We start from the raw sequence: 22,705 nt of genomic DNA, 5'->3' as shown, positions 1-22,705 counted from the left end.
GTCTCTGCACGATCAGGAAGGATGATTGAAGCGACGAGCGCGTTGCGCGATCAGGGCGCTATCCATCGGTGTTGGGTGGCATAGGCCTCATTGCCAACCATTGCTCATGCGACATCGTTGGCAGGTCAAACTGGTGGCGGGTGGTCGAATAACCGTGTCCACCCATTCTGCCGACGGCGTCTAGCGCGAGTTGATCGATATAGAAACGCTCCTGGTCAACAAGATCCTCACGAATGTGCATCCGCATAACTTGACCAAGGACAATCTCGCGCGACTTACCCAGGCCAAGCGTCAAATGTCGGCGGCATTCGAAGGCTATAGGCGCTTCGAAAATGTAGGGGCATTGGACCGTCTCACCGGGCACAGGCGTCAGTCCGGCCTCGGCCAGTTCGTCAATGTGGGAAGGAAATGGGACGGCACAGACGTTCATGGCGTCAACCAGCGCATGGTCCACGATGTTGACTGTGAATTCCTCAGTCAGTCGGATGTTGAGCGTCGTATCTTTGAAGGACATGTCATTATGGTTCTCCACACCCAGGGCTAGGATTGGAGGATCGGCCGAGAGGCAATTGAAGAAGCTGTAGGGCGCAGCATTGACAGTCCCGTCGGGGTGTCGTGTGGTCACCAGAGCGATTGGCCGAGGCACCACTGCCCCGATCAGCAGCTTGTAGCGTTCGCGTGCCGAGATGCGGGCGAAGTCGATGCTCACGCGGCTCCGCTGCCCCACCGGCTCGGGCTGGGGGTTGAGCATTATATCCTCCTGAATTTTGCCAAGCTGCTTGAGAGTTGGTCACCCTGCCTGAGCGTATGTACTCAGGATGGAGCGAACGTCGGGCTCAGTTTGATCGCTGATTTGCGCCCGAGCCTCGAGTGCCTCGAGATGGTGTTCCATCGCATGCATGGCGCGCTCGGGATTGTGTTGGCGCAGCGCCTGAATGATTTCGACGTGTTCGTCGACGCCGCACTGATCGGAGTGCGGACGGCTGTACAAGGCTAGGATCAGCGAACAGCGCGATACAATCTCGCTGACATAACGGGTCAGCGGCTTCGATCCCGTGAGTTCGGCCAGCAGAATGTGGAATTCGCCCGCCAGCCGTATCGATAATGGTCCGCTCGTGTTTACTGCGTCCCTTTCAAGTTTGACGTGGCCCTCAAGTGCCGCAAATTGAGCGGGTGTGATCTTTCGCGAAAGCCGGTCCACTACCTCGCGCTCCAGGCAGCGTCGTAGGGAAAATATATCTAACGCTTCCTCGAGCGTCGGTTCGGCGACGCAGGCTCCGCGATTATTCCTCACCTCCACCAGGCCTTCGGCACTCAGTCGGACAAGCGCGTTTCGTACGCTGGTCCGGCTAACGCCGAACTGCTCGCCGATGGCGTCTTCGGGCAATTTCATACCGGGGCGAAGCGCCTGCTCAATGATGGCGCGACGCAGCGACAAGTAGACGTTTTCGGCTCGACTCGATTTGGTCATCGCATCCCCCTAAGCTCCCGCAACTTATCGATCAAGATATATTTTTGTCAATATGGGATACGATTTATCTTGAAATAGGTATACAATTATGCGGTAGTTACGTACACGACCTGCAGGCGGCCGTCGCCGTGCCGCAGACGATAGGCTGCCTCTGGGAGGAGCGCACCGCATGACAACCAATTTGTTGATTAGAAATGTGCGCCCGATGGCTGGCTCCAATGTGGATATTCTTATTGAGAATGGCCGCATTACCCGCGTCGAGCCGGAGCTTTCACCTTTGGGCGGGCTGGTGGAGGACGGCGGAGGTCGCATCGTCGTTCCGGGCTTGGTCGAAGCGCACACCCACCTCGACAAATCGATGATCGGAATGGCGTGGTATCGCAATGAAGTCGGCCCTCGCTTGATAGACAAGATCGAGACCGAGCGTGAAGCCAAGATCCGCTTGGGTATCGATCCGGTCCGCCAGTCGCGTCGACAGGCGCTTGCCTCAGTGGCGCAAGGCACCACCCATATCCGTAGCCACGTCGATATCGACACCGTGCACGGCCTTGCCGGTGTAGAGGGCGTCATGCGCACTCGTGACGAGCTACGAGACCTCGTCGATATTGAGATCGTCGCCTTTCCTCAAGGCGGTATGATGATCCGGCCTGGCACTGTCGAACTTATGCGACGGGCGTTGGAAATGGGCGCCGAGGTGGTCGGCGGGCTGGACCCTGCTGGGGTTGATCGCGATCCCAAAGGGCACCTCGATGCAATTTTCGACCTCGCTCAACGCTTTGGCCGGCCCATAGATATACATTTGCACGAAGCGGGAGAGCTTGGCGCCTTTTCGCTCGAACTCATCATCGAACGCACCCGTGCACTCGGCATGCAGGGAAGGGTGGCAGTCAGCCATGCCTTCTGTCTCGGCATGCACGATGCCGATTATGTCGGCCGACTAATCGACGAGTTGGCGGAGCTTTCGATCCATATTCTTACCACCGGGCCGGCATCGCAGCCGTCGCCTCCGGTCGCCAAATTGCGATCTGCTGGAGTGGTCGTCGGCGCCGGAAATGACGGCATCCGTGACATCTGGGGACCTTACGGCAGTGGTGACATGCTGGAACGCGCGATGTTTGTCGGCTTGCGCAACAATTTTCGCCGCGACGATGAACTCGAATGGGCCCTCGACGTCTGCACGCGCGGCGGTGCCGGAGTTCTTGCGCTGGAAAGGTACGGCCTGATGCCCGGCTGCTGGGGGGACATGGTTTTGGTGGAAGGCGAGACACTCGCCGATGCCGTCGTGTCCCACCGGCCGCGCGCGTTGGTCGTCAAGCGCGGCAAGGTCGTCGCGCGAGGCGGGGTTGCGGTGCAGACCTCACCTGCGCAAATGAGCACAAAAACTTATTAGAAGGGATACGATGTCTAAATTAAATTGTATACAATAATGTGATATGTCTATACAAAAAAGGCCCCAGTGCCTTTCGAGGCAACCTAGGCCCCAGGGAACAATAAGCAACGAGAGGAGCAATCATGTCATTCAACAGGCGTACATTTCTGCAGATCGGATCAGGGGCGTTAGGACTCGCAATAACCGATGCTACCTTCACCAAATTTGCCTTTGCCGAGGGGGCGGCGGGCACATTGCGAGTGGCGATCGCCAAACCCGCGGGCAATCTTGATCCGCAGAGCCACTACGCGATCTGGGCCATTCAGGACCTGATGTTCGAGCCGCTGGTGCGGTACGGCAAGGGCGGCCAGATCGAGCCTTGCCTTGCGACCGACTGGAAGATCGAAGAGGGGGGCAAGACGTTGCATCTTACGTTGCGCCAGGGGGTAACGTTCCAGGACGGCGCAGTGTTCGATGCAGCTAGCTGCAAGTGGAATCTGGAGCGTTGGCTAGGACTCGATCAGTTCAGCTGGATGAACTGCTCCAAGTATTTTCAATCGTTGGAAGTGATCGATGAGCACCAGATAGCCGTTCATTTCAAAGAACCGCCGCTGGCGCTCATGCAGGAGCTTTCCTACACACGGCCGCCGAGGTTCCTTAGCCCCAAATCGGTCGATGCGAATGGCAAATTTGTCGAACCCGTCGGCACCGGTCCTTGGCGTCAACTTAGCGCTGACGATACACAAAGTGTTTTCGAGCGCTACGACGGCTACTGGGGCGACAAGCCGACTTATCAGCGTCTCGAAGCCAAGGTCATCCCTGATCCGCGCGCGCGGGTTGCCGCCCTGCGCGCTGGCGAGATCGATCTCGTCGGCGGGTTTTGGATCGCGCCGCTTACCCCCGTTGAGGCAAAGCAGCTCGAGGCCGCAGGGCTCAACGTGGTCATCGATCCCGGCAACGTCACACTGGTGATGGCTTTCAATCCCGATCGCACCGAAGCGCTCAAGGATCCGCAAGTGCGCAAGGCCGTCAGCATAGGGATCGATCGCGCGGCGATTTCCCAGGCGCTCTACCAAGGCTTTGCCCGACCGGCGGGCAACCTGTTCTCCGATGCATTGCCATTTGCTGGCACCCAGCATGATGCCCCAGTTCGCGACGTTGCGGCCGCATCAGCGCTCCTGGAGAAGGCGGGTTGGACGGGTGGTCCCGTGCGTTCCAAGGACGGCACGCCACTGACGCTTGAGATTGTCGTCAGTCCCGACGCCGTTCCCGGCTCTCGCGTCGTGGCCGAAGTCATACAATCCGAGATGAAGGAAATCGGCATCAATTTGATCGTCCGCTCTGTCGACCACGCTTCTAAGCACACCGACATGCTCGAACGGAAATACGATCTCGGCTTCTTCCTGACCTACGGGGCTCCTTACGATCCGTTCGGCACGGTGGTGGCCTTGTGCCTCTCGACCTTCAAAAACGATGTCGAGGGCAAGCTGTTCACCGATCCGGCCAACCTGGACCCGCTGATCAACGCTGCGACAGCGGCAACCGGGGATCAGATCGCGCCATCGATCCAAAAGGTTTACGACTGGCTGCGTGACAACGACGCGATAGCGCCGTTGGTTTACGTTCCCAGCATCTGGGCGCACTCCAAGCGGGTCCAGGGCTTCACCAGCCCGGTCACCGAATACGATATGCCATACGAAAATATCGTGCTGGCCGAGTAGAGGGAGGGCGCGTTGATCCACTTCATCAGCAAGAGGCTGAGGCACTCCCTCGTACTGCTGTTCATGGCGTCTCTGGTTTGCTTTACCCTGGTTGTTTCGGCTCCGGGAAATGTCGCTGTTCTCATCGCTGAACTCAGAGGAGCAGTTGCAACCCCGGGTTACGTCGAAAAGGTTGCCGAAGAGATCGGACTGCATAAGCCCCTGCTGATGCGCTACGCGGGTTGGCTCGGCGATGCAGTCCGAGGAGATTTTGGCATCTCCTACAGAACGGGCCAGGAAGTCAGTGCGGACTTGCCAAAGCGCATGTTGGTCACCGGTACCCTGATCGTTGGCAGCGCCGTGGTTGCGACCCTGCTCGGCCTGGCTCTCGGATTCCTGGGTGCCTTCTGGCCCTACAGACTGCCGGACCGCGTTTCGCGCGGTTTGGCTCTTCTCGGCGCATCGACACCGACATTCTTCGTCGGGGCGCTGATGATCTATGGTTTCTCTGTCACCTTTCAGCTCTTTCCATCCTTCGGCTTCGGCGGTCCGGAAAGTTGGGTGCTGCCATGGGTCACTGTCGCGGTGCTGCCCGCCGCCGTGCTCAGCCGTGTCGTTCGTGTGGGACTGGAAGAGGCCATGGCCAGCCCCTTCGTGTTGACGGCCAAAAGCAAAGGTCTGGGACGGACCGCCATCCTGTTCCGGGACGCGCTGCCAAACATCATACCTGTGTTCATCAACGCACTGGGAACCCAGGTCGGCCTGATGACCGCAACTGCTATCATCGTTGAACCGCTGTTCGCCTGGCAGGGCGTGGGCGACTACTTTCTCCAAGGCGTGAAGTTCCGGGACTTCATGGTCGTGCAGGCCTGCCTGTTGATCTTCCTCGCCTTCTTCATCGTGGTGAATCTGATCGTCGATCTCGCAGTTCTGATGACCGATCCACGTGTCCGGCGCCAATGGAGCTGACCATGAATAGATTAAAGCCTGCATTCGCCCGGTTGAACAAGTTGCCCCGCGTGGCCTTGATCGTGATCGGCCTCTTCCTCGCCCTGGGCAGCTTCGCGCCATGGCTCGCTCCACAAGATCCCAGCGCACAGAACTTACTGGAGACCGGCCTGGGACCAACTGCCGCACATTGGCTCGGCACCGACCATCTCGGGCGCGATACGCTCAGCCGCCTGATCATTGCGGCGAATACGTCGTTGGTCAGCGTTGGCTCGGTCCTCATCATTGCAATGACGGTCGGTGTCGCCATGGGGACCATCGCTGGCTACCACCGCGGTTGGGTAGACGACCTGCTGATGCGCATCGTCGACGTCGGACTGTCCATCCCAAGCCTGATCACTGCCCTTGCCGTGATCGGGATCGTCGGGCCGGGCTACTGGACCATGGTACTGGCTCTGTCATTGGCATGGTGGCCGATGAGCGGTCGTATCAGCCGGGCCGTGGCGGTCAGCATCATGAGCAAGCCGCATATCGAAGCCCTGCGTGTGCTGGGCGCCAGCCCATGGCGCATTTACTTCGGCCATTTGCTCCCCGGCACCATCGGCGCGGTCATGGTCTATGCGACGGCGGATGCCGGGACAGCCGCTTTGGCTGTCGCAACACTCAGCTTCCTTGGTCTGGGCATTCAGCCGCCCACGCCGGAATGGGGACAGATGCTTGTTGATGCTTTGCCGTATCTCGAGTCGGATCCGCGACAGGTTATCCTGCCCGGCCTGGCCCTGACCGCTGCGGTGATCGGCTTCAACATCCTCGGCGAATCCATAGCACTTAATCGCATTCCCAAGCCGCTTTCGAGGCGGACGCTTGCCTTGCGCAGAATTGAGGTCGCCGGCTGGGCCAAGGAGAATTCGGATGCATGACGAACCCCTTTTGAACGTCAGCAATCTGACGGTCGATCTCCTGACCGCGAAGGCCGCGGTACGCCCCGTCGATGGCGTCAGCTACACCGTCCGGCAAGGAGAATGCCTTGCCATCGTCGGGGAAAGCGGCAGCGGCAAGACTGTAATGAACTTCGCGCCGCTCGGTCTGATGCCGACCGGCGTGACGACGAACTTGTCGGGATCGGTGCGCTTCGATGGGCGTGAATTGATCGGCCTGCCGGAATCCGAGATCCGTAAGGTACGAGGCAAGTCGATCGGATTCATTTTCCAGGATCCGATGAGCGCGCTGAACCCCGTCCGCCGTGTTGGAAGGCAGATCGCCGAGATGGCGGAGCTCCATCTCAAGATGACCCCACGCGCTGCGGAGGAGCGGGCGTTGGAACTCATCAAGCTGGTCGGCATCTCGGATCCAGCAGCGCGACTTCGTCAATTCCCCCACGAACTGTCGGGTGGTCTCAGGCAACGCATCGTAATTGCCATTGCGCTGGCCGGCGAGCCAAAACTTCTGATCGCGGACGAGCCTACGACCGCTCTCGATGTGACGGTCCAGGCTCAAATCCTGCGCCTGCTCAAGGACCTGCAGCGGCGGCTCAACATGGCCATGGTGCTGATTACCCACGATATGGGGGTAGTCGCCGGAGCGGCCGACAACATCGTTGTCATGTATGCGGCTCGGGCCGCCGAACGAGGTCCCGTGGACAAGGTCCTCGTTACCCCACGCCATCCGTACACGAGAGGGCTGATCAACGCGATCCCACGGCGGGAAGACCCGATCGGTTCGGAGTTTCGCGGTCTTCCCGGGATACCGCCAACGCTGGGCGCGCCATTCAAAGGCTGTGCCTTTGCCCCGCGCTGCGAGCTCGCAATTCCCGCATGCACCGCAAGCCGCCCTCCACTTGCGCGGTCGGTCGACAGCGCTGTTGTCGTGGCCTGCGCGGTTGTCAACCAAAGGAAGGCAGCAGCATGACGCACGGTCCTGTTCTGAAAGTCGAAAACCTGCAGACGCGCTTCAAAAGCGTTCAGCGAGGCAAGTTCATCCATGCCGTCGACGACGTCTCGATCGAGCTCTATCCGGGCGAGATCGTCGGTCTGGTAGGCGAGTCCGGTTGCGGAAAGTCGACGCTGGGCCGCACCATTGTGGGTCTCGAAAAGGCAAGCGCGGGACGAGTCCTGCTTGATGGAGTGGACCTCACCACACTCTCCGGTGCAGCACTGCGCGAAAGCCGCAGGGCGCTCCAATACGTGTTTCAGGATCCATATTCGTCCCTGAACGACAGACAGACGGTCGGTGAGACGATCGATGAAGCGTTGCTGATCAGCGGGTTGAAATCACAATCCGACCGCAACCATCGTACCAAGGCGCTCCTGGATCAGGTCGGACTGGCGGACGCTTTGAAGGATCGGCACACGCGGGAACTGTCCGGAGGGCAGCGCCAGCGCGTTGCGATTGCCCGATCCCTCGCCGTGAATCCAAGAGTGCTGATCTGCGATGAACCAGTTAGCGCACTGGATTTGTCCATCCGAGCCCAAGTGATGAACCTTTTCCTGCACCTGCAGAAAGATTTTGGGGTGGCGTGCCTGTTCATTGCCCACGACCTTGCGTTGGTCAGGCAGGCTGCATCGCGCGTCTACGTGATGTACCTCGGCAAGATCGTGGAGCACGGGCCATCGCAGGAACTCTACGATCACCCAGGCCATCCCTATTCGCAGATGTTGCTGGCCTCGACACCGGAGGTGGATCCGATCGCCGAAAAGCAGCGCAGGGTTCCGGTCATGATCGGGGAGGTGCCGAGCCCTACGAATCCACCATCCGGCTGCAGGTTCCGGACTCGCTGCCCCTTGGTGGTCGAAGAATGCAAACAACAGATGCCACCGGCCTTGAAGCTATCTCCTGGGCACAGTTCGGCTTGCGTGTTTGCCAAGGATCTCCATCGCGGCAAACGTTCGGCGCTGATTTCGCCAACAGCCAATGCGGCATGACACGTTGACACAGCCTAGCGGCGCACCAATTCACCACGCCGCCGCCTACCTCGACACGAATGCTCACGGGACGGTGGTGCGCCAAACAGTGAGGTCGTGGCAATGAACAGCGCGTCACTCCGGCGCCAAACGGCGCCGGATAAAATTGACGTATCGTTCACATCATCCGTTTGATGTCGGTGTAGGCACCGTTCGTCTTCAGCGTCACGGTGACGTCGGCATCGGTGCGGTTACGCCAGAACCAACCGTGATTGCCGTCAAACGCTGCCTCAAGTACGCCCTCGTCCTCTGCAGCCCCGCGGCCCTTCTCGTATGAAATGTTTTCGCCGCCGCCGTCACCATGGGTGTCGAAGTTCACCGCCGCGCCATTGGCCGTCCAAGAGTATTGTGCCTGTGCGCCCTTGGCCATGACGAGCTTGATCTCAGCTCCTTCGCCGGGCTTCAGGGTGACCGACATTTCGTCTGTCCGGAGTTCCTGGGCAGAGGCGGAACCCATCACCAGTTCAGCGAAGACGCGCTCCAGAAGACTCGACTGCTGATCTCGGGCTGGCACGGCGATCGGAGTGCCGTTTTGCAGTTCGCGAAGGCGGTCATGCTCGGCCTCTTCGGCCAGTTGTGTCTTGATCTCGCCCATCTCGGTGAGCTCGAGCGCTCGCCCAACGCCGGTGGGATCGATGGCGTATTCGGCCGGCAGCACGATGGTCACAAGGATGGCAGCTGCCGCGAGAATTGCGATGACGGTAGAGCGAAGGAGTTGCATGGATGTCGGCAGCTCGGCGCGGGTCGGGATGTCGGTATTGTACATAGGAGAATTCCTTTTTTGGGATCTTTACTTGGAGGCTCAGGAGACGACCCAGCCGGTGAGCTGATAGCCGATCAGCACAAACCCGGCGGTCATCATGATGGTGTTGGCGGTGTATGCGTGGCGCCAGAAACTGTCGGTCCGGCGCCAGTAGCCCATGACAATAAGGATGGCAGCGAGCGCCAAAAGCTGGCCAATCTCAACGCCGACGTTGAAGGCAAGAAGATTTGGCACTAGCCCGTCGGGCGAGATGTTGTATTCGATGATCTTCGTCGACAGGCCGAAGCCGTGGAAAAAGCCGAAGATCAGCGTCGCGATCCTGGTGTTCGGCTGGAAACCGAGCCACCTCTGGAAAGCGCCCATATTGTCGAGCGCCTTGTAGACGACCGACAGGCCGATGATCGCGTCGATGATGTAGCTGTTGATGCCCACCTTGAAATAGACGCCAAGCAGCATGGTCGTGGAATGGCCGAGCGCGAACAGGCTACATAGATGCCAATGTGCTTCATCCGGTAGAGGAAGAAGATCACGCCGAACAGGAACAGGATGTGGTCGTATCCCGTCACCATGTGCTTGGCGCCGAGATAGATGAAGGGCAGCAGATTGATGCCCGTGATCTCCTGGATATAGCCCTTGTCGCCTTCGGCAACGGCATGGGCGAGGGCAACCGCCCCAAGCAATGGAAGGGTCAGGAGAGCAATGAGCATAGGAAGGGCCAACCGCCAGCGCGCGCAAGGCGTGCGTGGCGGACCCTCGTAGAAGGATCCTTGCATGAGAATTCCAATCGTCGTCGTTGAGGATGGCCGCGCGTGCGGCCGCGATCATGCGATGACGATCTGCCTGGGAGGGCGCTCAAGCCGGAAACGGATTTTGAGGTCGGCAAACGAAGGCGGGTAAACCAGCCAGCTCCGGCCTATCGGCGGTGCTGGCTGCGCGAAGCCCGGAAGCGTGCTCGCCGTCTCATGGGTGTGGTCGGCCGGATTGTGGCCGTGGGTATGACCAAAGCTCTGCTCATCGGCTTCGCCATCGTCATGCTGTGGCCGTGTTTTTCGATCTGTGCTGCCAGCTCTGCGTGACGCGCTGCCTCGGCGGCAGCGAGCGCCATCGGGCTATGCGAGGCCGAACCACCCATTGGGGAGACCAGCACGCCGAGAGTCATCGCGAAAGCGACGATGAGACGAAAGGCTATGCTATGGATCCAATTCGGCATGCTTAACGATTATTCTCTAAACTCCTAACGAATGGTTGCGTGCACCAGAATCGAGGCCACTTTGAGGCTTGGAATATCCTCTCTGGGGGGATAGCATCAAGGTATGAATGAGCGTCCCCACGTCCACGAAACCCATCCTGCCATCATCAAGCGGCTGAAGCGCGCCGACGGCCATCTGCGCGGGATCGTCGAGATGATCGAGGCCGGTCGACCGTGCCTCGACATCGCCCAGCAACTTCATGCCGTGGAGAGGGCCATCGCCCAGGCCAAGAAGACGCTGATCCAAGACCACCTCAACCACTGCCTTGAGGACGTCGTCGGACCGCTGGCGCTCGAGCAGCGCCGCTCGATCGACGAGTTCAAGGATATCACCAAATACCTGTGAGAAGCGCCATGATGGACAAAGTTCGCGATTGGTTCGGATTCGGCCCGATGACGCACGGCATGGGCGGCCACGGACATGATCACGGCGAGGGCGGCCATGGTCACACCCATGGCGTCATCGACCCGACGATCGCCACGACGACGCGCGGCATCTGGGCGATCAAATGGTCATTCGTCGTTCTGGCCATCACGGCGGCGCTTCAGCTCGTGGTCGTGTTCCTCTCCGGCAGCGTGGCACTGCTGGCCGACACGATCCACAATGTCGGCGACGCGGTCACCGCTATCCCATTGTGGGTCGCCTTCATGCTGGCCCGTCGCAAACCGAGCGAGACGTTCACCTACGGGCTGGGCCGCGTCGAGGATCTGGCCGGCATTCTGATTGTCCTCATCATCCTGTTCAGCGCCATCGTTGCCGGCTACGAGGCGATCGACAGGTTGATCAATCCGCAGCCGATCGCATTTCTTGGCTGGGTCGCCATAGCCGGCATCATAGGTTTCTTAGGCAACGAGGCCGTCGCTGTGTTCCGTATCCGTGTCGGCCGCGAGATCAACAGCGCGGCGCTGATCGCGGATGGTTACCATGCCCGCACCGACGGCTTTACCAGTCTGGCGGTCGTGCTTGGCGCTATTGGCGTGTGGCTAGACTTTCCGCTTGCCGATCCGATCATCGGACTGTTGATCACGCTGGCGATCTTCGCCATCGTATGGCAGTCGTCGAAAGCCGTGTTGACCCGCATGCTCGACGGCGTCGAGCCTGGCATCGTCGATGAAATCCATCATGCCGCCAAGCATGTATCCGGCATCGAGCGTGTCCAAAGCGTGCAGGCGCGCTGGATCGGCCACCGCCTGCATGCCGACGTGGCCATCAGTGTTCCGGAGATGGCGACGGCCAACGACGTGCTGGGTGTAACTGAAGCCCTCAAACAGGAGCTGTTCGCCCACTTGCCGGCGTTGGCCGAAGCCAACGTTCGCTTGGTGAGCCCGGCCGTCACTGGCGCGGAAACCTCTCATGCTCACCATCATGCGCCGGAGCCCTTCAAGGTCGCCTGTGATCTGGCTGAAGGGACATTGGAAATCGTCGATACACCGGCTGGCGAGCGGATGCGTCTGACGATCGACCGGCATGCCGACGATTTGACGGCGACGGTGATCATCGACCGGCCAGAGGGGCCGGAGACGTTGCACCTCGATCCTGTCGCCGACAATCATCATCGCCTTGAGAGCACAGTCACCCCTGCCGAGCCGCATGAATTCGAGGCAAGACTGGTCCTGAAGGCCAAGGATCGCGAACAGGTGCTACCGTTCAAGATGGTCGAACCCGAAGGTCACCATCATTAGGTCGACAGACAGATACGCTGTTCAATGACCGATCTCGCAGCCTACGCTGGTCTTTTCCTGGCAGCCTTCATCGCCGCGACGATCTTGCCGATGCAATCGGAAGCGGTGCTGATCGGGCTCTTGCTTGCGGATTATTCGCCCTGGTTGCTAGTCGGAGTCGCGAGCGTCGGCAACGTGCTTGGGTCGGTGATTAACTGGTTGCTCGGCCGAGGCATTGAGCGCTTTCGGGACCGGCGGTGGTTTCCGGCGAACCAAACGCAACTAAACCGCGCACAAGTGTGGTATCGCCGTTACGGGAAGTGGTCGCTTCTGCTGAGTTGGCTGCCAATTGTCGGTGATCCGCTGACCGTCGTCGCGGGCGTCCTGCGCGAGCCTTTTCGGGTTTTCCTCTTGCTGGTCACTGCGGCCAAGGTCGGCCGTTATCTTGTTCTTGCCGCCATGACGCTGAGCGTGATTTGATCTTGAGCGGCCCACCTTAACCGCATGTCCCATTTCGGCCTGCTTGCAATGCCAGACGTGCTGCCTGACCGGAAACGATGAAGTGCGAGTGAAAATGCGACTGACGGGCATGGTATCAGGCGTCGCGCTGTTGCTCGCTTCCGCCGCGGCGGCGAGTGCCCATCCCCATGTCTTTGCCGAAGCGAAGCTGGACATGACCGTCGGTCAAGACCGCACGGTCAAATCACTTCGGCATCTCTGGCGTTTCGACGACCTCTTTTCCAGCACTGTGCTGATGGAATTCGACAAGAATTCCGACCTTGTTCTTGATACAAAAGAACTCGATGAGGTTGCTCTCACCGTCCATGCGTCGCTGGCCGGGTACAACTACTTTCAGATGGTGACCTTGAACGGCAAGGACGTGACGATGGCGCCGCCACCGAAGTTCAGCGTCAGCTTTGAGAATGATCAGCTCGTTGTCCAGTTCGAAACGCAGCCGAAGGACCCGTTGGCTCTTGCTGGAAAAGTCAGCATCGGCGTATATGACCCGACCTTCTACACGGCGATCGATTTTACCGACGACGACAAGATTGCTGTGGCTGGCCTGCCTGTAGGCTGCTCACGCGCGGTCGTCCGTCCAGATCCGGACACGGCCATCGCACAGAACCAGAAAAGCCTGACAGACGCGTTCTTCAGTGACCCAACAGGGACCGATCTCGGCAAGATTTTCGCGACACGCCTCGAATTGACCTGCGGCTGACCCGGAGCCGGTTCGATGGCCATGTTCCAGACGCTGGTCGACTTCCAACGCACGATCTACCTGGCGCTGGCCGAGCAGATCAAACTGCTTTCGGCCGGCGGCGATTGGCTGGCCTTCACGGCCTTTCTGCCGATGGGCGTGTTATTCGGTGCAGCGCATGCGCTGACGCCGGGTCACAGCAAAGCCCTACTGGCCACGTATTTGGCCGGTTCGGACGCAAAGGTTTCGCGCGGTCTTCGGGTATCACTGACACTTTCCTTCACGCATGTGACGATTGCCGTGCTGATCGCGGCGCTCTCGCTACCGTTGGTGTCTATTGCCCTGGGCAGTGTTGGCCGCGCGCCGCTACTAGAAGACGTCAGTCGCGGGCTGCTTGGACTCATAGGCGTCTGGATGCTCTGGCGCGCATTGAGCCACGGCCATCACCACAAGCATGAGGGCGAGGCCGTCGGCGTCATGGCCGGCTTGATCCCATGCCCGCTGACGCTTTTCGTGATGACCTTCGCAATATCCAGAGGCGTTCCGCTCGCCGGTATCCTGTTTGCAATCACCATGATGGCCGGCGTGGCGCTGACGCTGTCTTGCGTTGCGGTGTTGTCGATCCTGTTTCGGGAGCGCCTAGTGCATTTCTTCGACAGCCGGCCACGCCTGTTCGATGCCATTTCGCGGACGATCGAAGGCGCTGCCGGAATTGTTCTAGCCGGCGTAGCGGTCTGGCAAATCACTTCTTCCTAACGCTGTCCAAAGCCAGAGTCCCCGCGTCGGGGCAGCAGCTCCGCGTGATAATTCTGAGCCCAATGCGGTTGCGCAATAGCGCCAAATACGCTTCACAGATCCCGCCAGTCAGATCCAGCAGAGGATATCATGCCGGCGGACGATGGTAGTCTACGCGACATTCTTGGAATTCTGTTGGTTCTAGTACTCGTTGGCGCAAATGGCTTCTTTGTCGCTGCGGAATTTGCGTTGATGGCGGTCAGGCGGAGCCGAGTCGACGAACTTGCTACCGCTGGACGCTTGAATGCCGGGCTGCTTCAAAGAGCCTTGGCGAATCTCGATGCCAATCTTGCCGCGACCCAGCTGGGTATCACCATTTCGTCGCTGGCGCTTGGCTGGGTTGGCGAACCTGCACTCGCCCATCTGATCGAGCCACTGCTGGTCGGAGCGATGGGGTCTCTTGCCACCGCCGGATCCCATATAATCGCCGTAGCAATTGCTTTTATTATCATCACTGCTCTCCACATCGTTCTGGGCGAGTTGGCGCCGAAAAGCCTGGCGCTTCAGCGTAGCGAGGGCACGGCACTCTGGGTGGTGCGGCCGCTAGGCCTGTTCCTGTTCCTGCTCAGGCCGGCGATCCTCGCTTTGAACGGTCTTGGCAATCTGGTGTTGCGTCTCTGAGGATTGCGGCTAGGGACGGGCGAGGAGTCCCTGCATTCGCTTAGAGCTGAAGCTGCTTGTCGCGGCGAGCCAGGAGGCAGGGCTGCTTCACCAGACCCAGCAGGAGCTCGTCGAGCGCGTCTTCAACATTGGCGATCGGCGCATCGCCGATATCATGACGCCGCGGCGCGATATCGACTGGATCGGCGTGTCGTCCGCAAACAGCCCGGAAGGTAAAGACCTGTTTCGCAAGGCACAGCTCACCTCGAACCTGCAACTCAATTGGGCCGACGGGATGCAGGGCGCTGGCCCACCGTCTGAGCAGGTCGTTTGCAATGCGTTGCTAGCCCCACAGGGTCTTTGGCGGTGGCGGATCACCCTCAGGATTATCCAAATCGTCTGGGTCGGGAAAGAGATTTTGCTCGCGCAGGTTCGAAGTCAGCACATCAAGTTGGTTCTGCGCTTCGATGTGAGCCAGCCGCTGTTTGGCCCATTCGATCAATAGCCGCGGCCGGGAACGGGTATCTGATAGCGAGCACAAGTCTTCGCCAGCCCTCGTCCGATATGTCGAACCGCTCAGCAAGCGTGACGATAGGGGTCGACCAAACGAGGTCATACAATTCTTGGCGGGTGAAGGTGTGCGGCATTTTTGGCTTGGGGACGGATTCGGTGGGTGAGACAACCCAGTCGCTAGGCCGCTCAAAGTCAAGCAAGCGATGCGCATTTCCCGCGCCTGACGCACGTGGCGTTTCCCTGTTGGACTACTTTCATTTCCCTGTTAGGGCGAATAGGGAATTCCTGGACAACGCGTTGAAACTACTGTGAGATTTCAGGCCGGAATTGGCTCGGCCGCTCAAAATCGCCAGAAATTCGCTGTTTTTCGGGCTCTAATAGGGAAAATCAGACAGAGACTGGTTCGCCAATGACTGCCTGCACCACCATAACCATTGATTTCATTGATAAAAATATGCCTCGGCCCAAAACGTTTTGGGCCCGTTATGGGCCCAAAGAGAATGGGCGGCCGATGTAGCACCCTGCGCATGGCCGGTTGATCTCACCTACTTGACGACGCGCAGGGCCGCTCGCTGCTTCATCGCATCGCGTTTGGCCTCACGCTCGTTGATGGCGCGGGCTATGTCGACAGCGATTCGCTTCTTGTTGGCCTCTCGGACATATTCGTCCGTGACCGTCATGGAAGAATGCCCCATCGCCTCCATGATGGCGCGTGCTTGGATGTTGCATTCGGCGAGATAAGTGCCGAATGTGCGGCGTAGCCCGTGCAGAGTGTAGCCCTCAGGAATGCCGGCCTGCTTGTTCCAATGTGCCATCATGCCGGTGAGGCTCTTTTCCGCGAATGGACGCCCATAGGCATTCTTCAGGACCGTCCCGCCTTTCGAACGATCGAGCGGCGCCAACGCTTGCGCGAGCTTGTCGACGATGGGGATAAACATCTCGCGCCCGCCGTGACGGTTGCGGTTCTTCTTCTGCCGGAAATCGAAGGCCTCGATCACCTCTAGAGAGCCATCGAACAGTTCGATCTCTTCGAATACCAAATCGTCCCATTCCAACGAGGCGATATCGCCGCGTCGGTTGCCGAGCCAGAAGGCGAGCGCGTAACAGGTGCGCGGCGGGGAGCCGATCGGATGGCGCGCCTCGAACTTTTCACGAATGGGGACGGGCCACGCGGGATTGGCGGTCGATTTAGGAATGCGGACGCGGATCGACAGTGAGGGATCGTCCTGCGGTTTTATCCATTTCTCAACTTCGATCCCCACCCACAGGAGCTTCTTGATTGCGACCAGCAGGTGCTTGGCAACCGTCCGGTTGGCGGCAAAGACGCTTTCGACAATCGCGCGCAGATGGTCGGCGTCGAGATGTTCTACTGGCGTATCGCGCCAAGTCAGCGGATAGGCAGGATCCACCTGCATTCGGAGGAAGCGTTCAATAAGCCGGGCATTTTTCCGTTGCGTCGCTTCGTCAAAGTCCAGCCATTCCATCGTCGCTTCAAGTCGCCGCGCAGCATGACCGAACGTCTTTGGCAACGCCCGACCGGGGAGGTCGATAATAATTGCCTTCAGGCCCTGACCCTGCGTTGCCCTTTCATAGGCAGCCTCGAATTCCGGATCGCCGGGCTGACCTGGGAGGCGGATTTCAGGCATTCCCTTTGCACGATAGCGATAGACTGTCTTTCCATGACATCTCCTACGAGTTGCGCGCCGGTTCCAAGGAAACAGGCCTTAATGAGGCCGTACTGGAGATCGGTGCAGTCCTGGAACTCGTCCAAGAATACCTGGCTGTATGTTTCCTCAGCGCGTTCCGCGCGATCACGCTGCCCTCGACGATCGTCTTCGCAAGAGGGATCATGTCCCTGAATGTAATCGACTGGCCCTGGATGCGAGCCGGCCCGACGGAGAAGTCCGCAGCCAGTACGTCCTGCCCGGTGAGCGCGAGGCGGAACTGCTGGATTATGCGGAGCACGAAGCGATGGAATGTGAAGCTGTCGAAGCGTTCCCCAAGCTGGTGGCCGCACCGGCGCCTTACGCGCGCCTTGAGGTTCGTGCTGGCATCGACCTTGAAGGAGATCGCAAGGATACGCTTTGGGTATCTGCAGCTTCGCGTCCGCAGGAGAAAGTCGGCGCGTTGCGAGCATCTCCGTCTTGCCGGCTCCCGGTCCGGCAGTGAGCGCTAGGTTGGCTTCGGTCTCTGTTGCTGCCTCTAGGGCATTGGGCTCCAGAACGAACCCGTCCGAAGGTTTCCAATGTTCCGCACGGATCATTCAGGAAGATTTCCCAGCATCGTCCTCACGCGTTCGAGAGCCGATCGAGGAGCTGGCGAAACGGCCGGAGGTGCGCTTTCGCACGCGCTCTTACGAAACGGTGCGCTCGGCCGTCGCATCCGGCTTCGGCATGGCCGTCCTCAACATGCGGCCTATCGGTCGCGCCACCGCCGATGGGGAGGAGATCGTTCGAAGACCAATCCTCGATGAACTGCCGCCACCGACGCTGATCGTCGCCGACATGAACAATCGAGTGGGAATGATTCAGGCCCACTCAAACGTCGATTGGCTTTGATGAACCTTCGCATATCGCCCACCCGGATTTCTAGGTACCACCATCAGAGCAATAAGGCTCACGGTGGTGCTTTTTAATGCCCAATGCGATGGAGAAAAGGCAATTTCCTGCCATGAAGCCTTCAATTGTCCTGAGGTATCTTTCAGGAGGCAATTGCTATGTTGTCGGCGTCGCCCTTAAAGCACTGAAAAGAACTATAAGCTGGCTGACCGTGACGGCATCTACGTCCGCGTCATGTCCAGGGGCGCGATCTAGGCAGATACGGCCGAGACGATCGCTCGCGGAGATCCGATGTCGCGCGCTATGGTACTTCGCTTACCCAAACGGATATGACTCTTGGGATCTGATTCCCCTGCGATAGTCCGGCCAGTCCAGAATGAGGCGGGCTATCTTGATTTCTTGGCTCCAATGACTGAGTACCCGCGCCTTGCCTACAGCATGAAAGCCGTTCGCAAGGCAGGCGACCGGCTGGCAAAACCTATTCAGTTCGGACGAGACATCACTGTCGGCCAGTATGTGGACGCACTCGAAATCTTCTCAATCGCCAATAGCTGGCGCGACTCGCACTTTCTGCCGATGCGCAGCGTTCGGTTCTCTGTCGGTCATCACATAAGAGCCCTGCGACTGGAGGGCGACATGGCATCCCGGCCGAAGCGCATGGCATCCATTCGTCGGAAGCTTCGAGAGTCCACCACCAATTTGGACACCATGAACGACATCGGCGGTTGCCGAGCGATCATGGCCGATATCAAAGGTGTTCGCTCGCTTCTCGCATCGATGCGAGACAAGTTCCCCCATGAGATCCACTCTAGGGAGTTTAACTATATCGATGAGCCGAAGCCGGACGGGTATCGAAGTCACCATATTGTTTTCAAATACCGACCCAGAGATGCCGACACCGAGGCTTTCGACGGACGACGCATCGAGTTGCAAGTTCGTACCAAGCTTCAGCACTCATGGGCAACTGCGGTTGAGGCTGTCGGGCTATTCCGGGGCCAGGATTTGAAGCACGGAGAGGGCGACCAGGATTGGCTTCGCCTTTTCCAGCTTATGTCGGCGGAATTCGCGCACGTTGAGCAGTGCCCCGTTCATGTAAGTGTTCCGGATCACAATGACCGGGTTCGAGAATTGCGGGATCTCAACAAGCGTATAGATGCGATCGGCATACTAGAAAAAATCAATAATAATACTCACTGCCCAGAAAACTTCGTACATAAAGCAGCCAAAACTCGATACTATTTGCTTCAATATGGAAAAGATCATAAATTGTCCATCGAGCCGTTCTGGGCGCTTATATTAGGTGCGCGAAAACTGAAAGAGATCGAGCAAAAAATCGAGCTAAGGGGCAGTGAGGTGAAGGCTGTCTTGGTCGAGGTAGATAAGAAAGAAAAGCTTGTGGAAATGTATCCGAATTACTTCGGAGACGTTTACTTATTTGCTCGTAATCTGAAATCCATCTGCACGGGAAAAGCGGCTATCGAATACAGTTAGCCTGCACAGGTGGTAGCTCCGAACCCTACGAAAGGCCCTATTATGGTTCGGCTTAAGCGCCGTCGCTCGCTTCCGTGTGAAGTAACCCGAGGCGAGGCGCTTGCCGACGATACCATCGAGGCTGCGACCGGCCCGTGCATCGTCGTTCATGCCAGGGGCTACGCGTGAATTATGGCGGAAGTCATATTCGGAGAGGTCGCGGTGCAGATGCTTTTTTGCGCAAGGCTGATAGGTGCCACGCATGCCGCGCTTGAAGATGCTGATGCGCCGGGTATTTTGGCAGTGTTTACTCAGCCGCCGGGGCAGGTCATTCCGATCTCGGGGTGACATCGGGCGATCGCAGCAGTCTGGCGAGTGCGGAGCGTTTCGTCGATCTTGCGCACGTGAGCGGGACCGATGACCGTGACAAAGTTCACCGTTTAATCGAGCATGGCCTCGACGGTGGCGACAAAGTCGTCGAGCGAGCGATCCCCGCGAATCTCGATGCGTGGAAGATCGATGGGATCGCAATTAAGGTCCGCCGGCCCGTGTCTGCTGCCGAAGCCGATCCGATAGCCGGACTCCTTGGCCAGTCTGCCGAGCCGTCGGTCGGTGACAGAGAAGGGTGCCGCGAACGCCGAGGTTGGCCGACCGGTCCAACGTTCGATGAACATACGAGAGCGCAGCAGTTCGGCGGCCAAGTCAGAGCTCGACAGACCATCGATCGCGCGATGCGTCGCGAGATGGCTTCCGAAGAACGCACCTTCGGCGGCGAGCCGCCGCACCGTCCCGGCATCCATAAGCTGCGTCGGCGGACCGTTTTCGGCATCCCACTGCGCGCTTTCACCCACCAGGTCAGTCACCAGGAACACTTCCGCGGTCAGGTCGTTCGCGCGCAAGGTTGGCCAGGCTTGGTCGGCAAAATTCTGGAAGCCGTCATCGAAGGTGATGAGCACTGGGCGGCCAGCGAAAGGCTGACGGTTGGCGATGGACCGTTCCAGTTGCTCGGACGTGGTCGCGTGAAAGCCATTGGCGCGCAGCCATGCCATCTGGCTGGCGAATGCGGCGGGCGTTAGCCGAAAACGGGCGAGGGCAGCCGGACCTTCTTCGGCGACGCTGTGGTACATGAGGACAGGGATACGTGGCCGCCGCTCGCTGCGCGCGACGTCGCGGCGCAAGGCCCGCGCCCCGCCCCAGACGATATTTCGGGCGACCCCGAGTCCGATGGGCGCGCGGATCGGCGCATGATCAATCCTCGGTTCCGTCACTACATCGTGCGGTGACAGGCGGCGGAAGCGGTCTATGCGATAGAGCTCGGTCTGGATCGACTGCTCGAGGACGAGACCTTCGGTCGCTGCGAGCGCCTCTGAGATCGCTTGTGCCCCGAATGTGTTCCAGTCGAAGCCCGTCCTTTCAACATTGTCACGCAGCACGAATGCGTGGGCGCTGATGAAACTGCCGCCAGGCGCCAACGCCTCTGCGAATTTTTTGGCAATGCGCCGCAACTCGGCGAGATCATCCAGATAGTAGAGCACTTCCGAACAGAAGATCAGATCCATTTCACCCGGCAGCGTGTCTGCGGAGAAATCCAGTACGCCGAATTCGACGTTCGGCTGATCGCTGCATCGCGCGCGGGCCCGTCCCACGGCTATGGCGGAGATGTCGGTTGCGGTCAGATGGCTCACTCGCGGCGCCAGCTGCCGCGTGAAGTGGCCCTCCGCGCAGGCGAGCTCAAGTGCCCGTCCGATGGGACCCGCAGGCAGAATCTCGAGTTGCCGCTCATATTTTTCCTGCTCATAGGACGAACCGTAGTTCCAGGGATCCTCGGTCGTGAAATAGCCATTCCAGAACAACGTGCGATTCTCGTCGTGCCTGGGCCGTGCACGGCGCGGCGCGGCAGAAGGCTCCGCAGGTTCGGCGCTCGACCGGACCAACTCCCGCGCTTGCGCAGCCAATCTCGCGAGTTTGCCGAAATGGCTGTCCGGATCAGGCTCGCGTTCGGCTGTGCCTGACAATGCCCGGGCTGGAAGCGTGTTCGGAGTGTTGGCGCCAGCCTCCTTTTGCGGTGCGAAATTCCGGATCAGTTCAATCCAATGATCCCTTGTCACTGTCCCGAGCACGCCGAATTGTACGACGGCCTCGATGTGGCCATCCATCATCAGGTAGGCATAGATTTGGTCGATTCCTTCCGGCAGTTCGGTCGAGGTCGGATTTCGAGCGTCGACGCGGATTCCAAGTGTTCGCGCCAGCCTGCGCGGCGCGCCAAGATCGTCGGCGTCGAGAAGCATTTGCTCAAGCTGATACTGGATGCGGCGAGCCGCTGCGGGATTGTCCCAGACCTTGCTGAGTTCGGTAATCAACTCGGTGATGGCGCGGCCGAACCTTCCCCACCTGGCAGCCAGTTGCGCCGGCACAGACAGGCTTCCCACCGCAAGGCCGTTGATGGCTACCTTGGCGATCTCACTCGCCCACTTGCGTCCGGCCGGAAGCGCGCGCAGGGACTGCGGGTTGATCGAGCCCGAGCCGCCGCCGCAATCCGACGCGGCGTTCCAAAATGCGAACCACGCGAGTGCTTCGGAAGCGGTGCGGCCATCCGCCGAGTTCGCTCCGTTGGCGTGGATAGTCACCGGGTGTTTGACTCTGGAGTCGGCAGAGAAGCCACGGGCGATGACGATTTCCGCGTCGGCCAGCATCTGAGATGAATTGCGGGTGAGCGAGTTGGGGCTAGCCCGGTAGAAGGCGAGCGGCTCGTCGACCATTACCCAATTTCTGCCGAGACGGGCGAGGCGCTGCCACAGATCCCAGTCCTCGCATGTACGCAGCGACACATCGAAACCGCCCAACTCGACGATTGTCTCCCGGTCGAGCAGCAGCGCGTGGGTGGCGATGGCACACCGGCGGGCAAATGTTTCAAAGGGCTGGATCGCAACCTCTGACGAGATGCTCAACCAGATAAGTTCGCCATCGGGCATCACGCATTGGGAGCCGCAATAGGCGGCCACTGAATCGGGCGCAGCCTCCAGTGCGGCTAGCATTTTCGCGAGGAAGCTGGCGTCTACCCAATCGTGCGCATCCAGAAACATGAGCCAGTGGCCGCGCGCCGTCGAAATCCCGCTATTGCGCGCGCCGGCGGGGCCACGGGCGCAAGAATTCAACGTCCGAAATCGGGAATCTTGTTCCACATAACTGGCAATGATCGCGGGGGTGCGGTCCGTGGAGGCGTCGTCGACGATGATCGCCTCCCAATCCACGATTTCCTGATCGAGAAGGCAATCGAGTGCGCGCGCCAGCGTCACCTCTGCGTTGTGCGCAGGAACCACGATTGAAACCAATGGATTATGCGCCATGCCGTCTTACCCAAGCCTGGTTCGAAGGTACAAGAGCCCCGAGACATAGCCGGCGATTTCCCGCCAAAGGAAACGGTCACCGAGGATGCTGCATCCAAACAG

General features: G+C 59.3%; 19 protein-coding genes and 3 pseudogenes. 14 read left to right on the top strand and 8 right to left on the bottom strand.

Translation table 11 applies throughout. The features are described 5' to 3' along the window. Positions 1-58 precede the first annotated feature (58 nt). Entirely contained in the window at positions 59-751 is a 693-nt protein-coding gene (locus tag NKJ11_RS28805; protein WP_127291983.1) for a flavin reductase family protein, read from the bottom strand. A 39-nt stretch (positions 752-790) separates the two neighbouring features. Continuing rightward, entirely contained in the window at positions 791-1,471 is a 681-nt protein-coding gene (locus NKJ11_RS28800) for a GntR family transcriptional regulator (RefSeq protein ID WP_352442495.1), read from the bottom strand. Between the two features lie 169 nt (positions 1,472-1,640). On the opposite strand from NKJ11_RS28800, the gene NKJ11_RS28795 reads away from it, so the two are divergent. The 6 genes from NKJ11_RS28795 (at position 1,641) to NKJ11_RS28770 (ending at position 8,409) form a co-directional block, all read left to right on the top strand. Then, a complete protein-coding gene (locus NKJ11_RS28795) occupies positions 1,641-2,861 on the top strand; it encodes an amidohydrolase family protein (RefSeq protein ID WP_352442496.1) in 1,221 nt (406 codons plus the stop codon). Positions 2,862-2,983: 122 nt separating this feature from the next. Next, the gene (locus NKJ11_RS28790; protein ID WP_127291988.1) at positions 2,984-4,561 is read left to right on the top strand and encodes a nickel ABC transporter substrate-binding protein; all 1,578 of its coding nucleotides are present in this window, start codon (positions 2,984-2,986) and stop codon (positions 4,559-4,561) included. Positions 4,562-4,573: 12 nt separating this feature from the next. Further along, complete coding sequence (locus NKJ11_RS28785) at positions 4,574-5,509, top strand: ABC transporter permease (protein WP_023809586.1); 936 nt, start codon at positions 4,574-4,576, stop codon at positions 5,507-5,509. Beyond that, positions 5,500-6,408, top strand: a complete 909-nt coding sequence (locus NKJ11_RS28780) for an ABC transporter permease subunit (RefSeq protein WP_031212634.1) — start codon at positions 5,500-5,502, stop codon at positions 6,406-6,408. Before NKJ11_RS28785 ends, NKJ11_RS28780 begins: the two co-directional genes overlap by 10 nt. Further along, a complete protein-coding gene (locus NKJ11_RS28775; RefSeq protein ID WP_127291991.1) occupies positions 6,401-7,396 on the top strand; it encodes an ABC transporter ATP-binding protein in 996 nt (331 codons plus the stop codon). Before NKJ11_RS28780 ends, NKJ11_RS28775 begins: the two co-directional genes overlap by 8 nt. After that, positions 7,393-8,409 (top strand): ABC transporter ATP-binding protein, encoded by a 1,017-nt coding sequence (locus NKJ11_RS28770; protein ID WP_127291993.1) that lies wholly within the window; start codon positions 7,393-7,395, stop codon positions 8,407-8,409. Before NKJ11_RS28775 ends, NKJ11_RS28770 begins: the two co-directional genes overlap by 4 nt. 157 nt (positions 8,410-8,566) lie before the next feature. On the opposite strand, the gene NKJ11_RS28765 is transcribed toward NKJ11_RS28770, so the two are convergent. Both NKJ11_RS28765 and NKJ11_RS28760 read right to left on the bottom strand, forming a co-directional pair. Then, a complete protein-coding gene (locus NKJ11_RS28765; protein ID WP_352442498.1) occupies positions 8,567-9,214 on the bottom strand; it encodes a transmembrane anchor protein in 648 nt (215 codons plus the stop codon). Positions 9,215-9,250: 36 nt separating this feature from the next. Then, a pseudogene (locus tag NKJ11_RS28760) lies at positions 9,251-9,918 on the bottom strand (HupE/UreJ family protein). Between the two features lie 606 nt (positions 9,919-10,524). On the opposite strand from NKJ11_RS28760, the gene NKJ11_RS28755 reads away from it, so the two are divergent. From NKJ11_RS28755 to NKJ11_RS28730, 6 genes and pseudogenes are all read left to right on the top strand, one after another. After that, positions 10,525-10,806, top strand: coding sequence for a metal-sensing transcriptional repressor (locus tag NKJ11_RS28755; protein ID WP_127292000.1), 282 nt, complete (start codon positions 10,525-10,527; stop codon positions 10,804-10,806). An 8-nt stretch (positions 10,807-10,814) separates the two neighbouring features. Further along, positions 10,815-12,143 carry a cation diffusion facilitator family transporter gene (locus NKJ11_RS28750; protein WP_127292003.1) on the top strand — a complete coding sequence of 443 codons (1,329 nt, stop codon included), beginning with the start codon at positions 10,815-10,817 and terminating at the stop codon, positions 12,141-12,143. A gap of 24 nt (positions 12,144-12,167) precedes the next feature. Further along, a complete protein-coding gene (locus NKJ11_RS28745) occupies positions 12,168-12,602 on the top strand; it encodes a YqaA family protein (RefSeq protein ID WP_127292005.1) in 435 nt (144 codons plus the stop codon). A 94-nt stretch (positions 12,603-12,696) separates the two neighbouring features. Continuing rightward, a complete protein-coding gene (locus NKJ11_RS28740; protein WP_502895378.1) occupies positions 12,697-13,341 on the top strand; it encodes a DUF1007 family protein in 645 nt (214 codons plus the stop codon). 21 nt (positions 13,342-13,362) lie between these two features. After that, entirely contained in the window at positions 13,363-14,076 is a 714-nt protein-coding gene (locus NKJ11_RS28735; RefSeq protein WP_023809575.1) for a HoxN/HupN/NixA family nickel/cobalt transporter, read from the top strand. 129 nt (positions 14,077-14,205) lie between these two features. After that, positions 14,206-14,941 (top strand): annotated as a pseudogene (locus NKJ11_RS28730) (CNNM domain-containing protein); the annotation flags it as partial. An 832-nt stretch (positions 14,942-15,773) separates the two neighbouring features. Here the strand turns inward: NKJ11_RS28730 and NKJ11_RS28720 are convergent. Next, on the bottom strand, positions 15,774-16,874 hold the full coding sequence (locus tag NKJ11_RS28720) for a tyrosine-type recombinase/integrase (protein ID WP_352774931.1): 1,101 nt from the start codon (positions 16,872-16,874) through the stop codon (positions 15,774-15,776). Between the two features lie 43 nt (positions 16,875-16,917). Next, complete coding sequence (locus NKJ11_RS28715; protein WP_352722856.1) at positions 16,918-17,298, bottom strand: DEAD/DEAH box helicase family protein; 381 nt, start codon at positions 17,296-17,298, stop codon at positions 16,918-16,920. A 107-nt stretch (positions 17,299-17,405) separates the two neighbouring features. Between NKJ11_RS28715 and NKJ11_RS28710 the strand changes: the two genes are divergently transcribed. Together NKJ11_RS28710 and NKJ11_RS28705 are read left to right on the top strand one after the other, a co-directional pair. Next, entirely contained in the window at positions 17,406-17,786 is a 381-nt protein-coding gene (locus tag NKJ11_RS28710) for a type 2 periplasmic-binding domain-containing protein (RefSeq protein WP_206638033.1), read from the top strand. A 336-nt stretch (positions 17,787-18,122) separates the two neighbouring features. Next, the gene (locus NKJ11_RS28705; protein WP_352794811.1) at positions 18,123-19,277 is read left to right on the top strand and encodes a RelA/SpoT domain-containing protein; all 1,155 of its coding nucleotides are present in this window, start codon (positions 18,123-18,125) and stop codon (positions 19,275-19,277) included. Positions 19,278-19,370: 93 nt separating this feature from the next. On the opposite strand, the pseudogene NKJ11_RS28700 reads toward NKJ11_RS28705, so the two are convergent. Continuing rightward, positions 19,371-19,538: pseudogene (locus NKJ11_RS28700) on the bottom strand (IS1595 family transposase); the annotation flags it as partial. Between the two features lie 158 nt (positions 19,539-19,696). Beyond that, the gene (locus NKJ11_RS28695) at positions 19,697-22,603 is read right to left on the bottom strand and encodes a trifunctional glycosyltransferase/class I SAM-dependent methyltransferase/polysaccharide deacetylase (RefSeq protein ID WP_352794810.1); all 2,907 of its coding nucleotides are present in this window, start codon (positions 22,601-22,603) and stop codon (positions 19,697-19,699) included. Positions 22,604-22,705: the final 102 nt, after the last annotated feature.

The organism is Mesorhizobium sp. M0243, assembly GCF_040321775.1.
Lineage (GTDB): Bacteria > Pseudomonadota > Alphaproteobacteria > Rhizobiales > Rhizobiaceae > Mesorhizobium.
This window is presented reverse-complemented; position numbering and strand designations above follow the sequence as displayed.

Bases quoted from the DNA above. Each gene is read 5' to 3' on its own strand.
- NKJ11_RS28805 (WP_127291983.1), bottom strand. From the start codon at position 751: ATGCTCAACCCCCAGCCCGAGCCGGTGGGGCAGCGGAGCCGCGTGAGC.
- NKJ11_RS28800 (WP_352442495.1), bottom strand. From the start codon at position 1,471: ATGACCAAATCGAGTCGAGCCGAAAACGTCTACTTGTCGCTGCGTCGC.
- NKJ11_RS28795 (WP_352442496.1), top strand. From the start codon at position 1,641: ATGACAACCAATTTGTTGATTAGAAATGTGCGCCCGATGGCTGGCTCC.
- NKJ11_RS28790 (WP_127291988.1), top strand. From the start codon at position 2,984: ATGTCATTCAACAGGCGTACATTTCTGCAGATCGGATCAGGGGCGTTA.
- NKJ11_RS28780 (WP_031212634.1), top strand. From the start codon at position 5,500: ATGGAGCTGACCATGAATAGATTAAAGCCTGCATTCGCCCGGTTGAAC.
- NKJ11_RS28775 (WP_127291991.1), top strand. From the start codon at position 6,401: ATGCATGACGAACCCCTTTTGAACGTCAGCAATCTGACGGTCGATCTC.
- NKJ11_RS28770 (WP_127291993.1), top strand. From the start codon at position 7,393: ATGACGCACGGTCCTGTTCTGAAAGTCGAAAACCTGCAGACGCGCTTC.
- NKJ11_RS28765 (WP_352442498.1), bottom strand. From the start codon at position 9,214: ATGTACAATACCGACATCCCGACCCGCGCCGAGCTGCCGACATCCATG.
- NKJ11_RS28755 (WP_127292000.1), top strand. From the start codon at position 10,525: ATGAATGAGCGTCCCCACGTCCACGAAACCCATCCTGCCATCATCAAG.
- NKJ11_RS28750 (WP_127292003.1), top strand. From the start codon at position 10,815: ATGATGGACAAAGTTCGCGATTGGTTCGGATTCGGCCCGATGACGCAC.
- NKJ11_RS28745 (WP_127292005.1), top strand. From the start codon at position 12,168: ATGACCGATCTCGCAGCCTACGCTGGTCTTTTCCTGGCAGCCTTCATC.
- NKJ11_RS28740 (WP_502895378.1), top strand. From the start codon at position 12,697: ATGCGACTGACGGGCATGGTATCAGGCGTCGCGCTGTTGCTCGCTTCC.
- NKJ11_RS28735 (WP_023809575.1), top strand. From the start codon at position 13,363: ATGTTCCAGACGCTGGTCGACTTCCAACGCACGATCTACCTGGCGCTG.
- NKJ11_RS28720 (WP_352774931.1), bottom strand. From the start codon at position 16,874: ATGCCTGAAATCCGCCTCCCAGGTCAGCCCGGCGATCCGGAATTCGAG.
- NKJ11_RS28695 (WP_352794810.1), bottom strand. From the start codon at position 22,603: ATGGCGCATAATCCATTGGTTTCAATCGTGGTTCCTGCGCACAACGCA.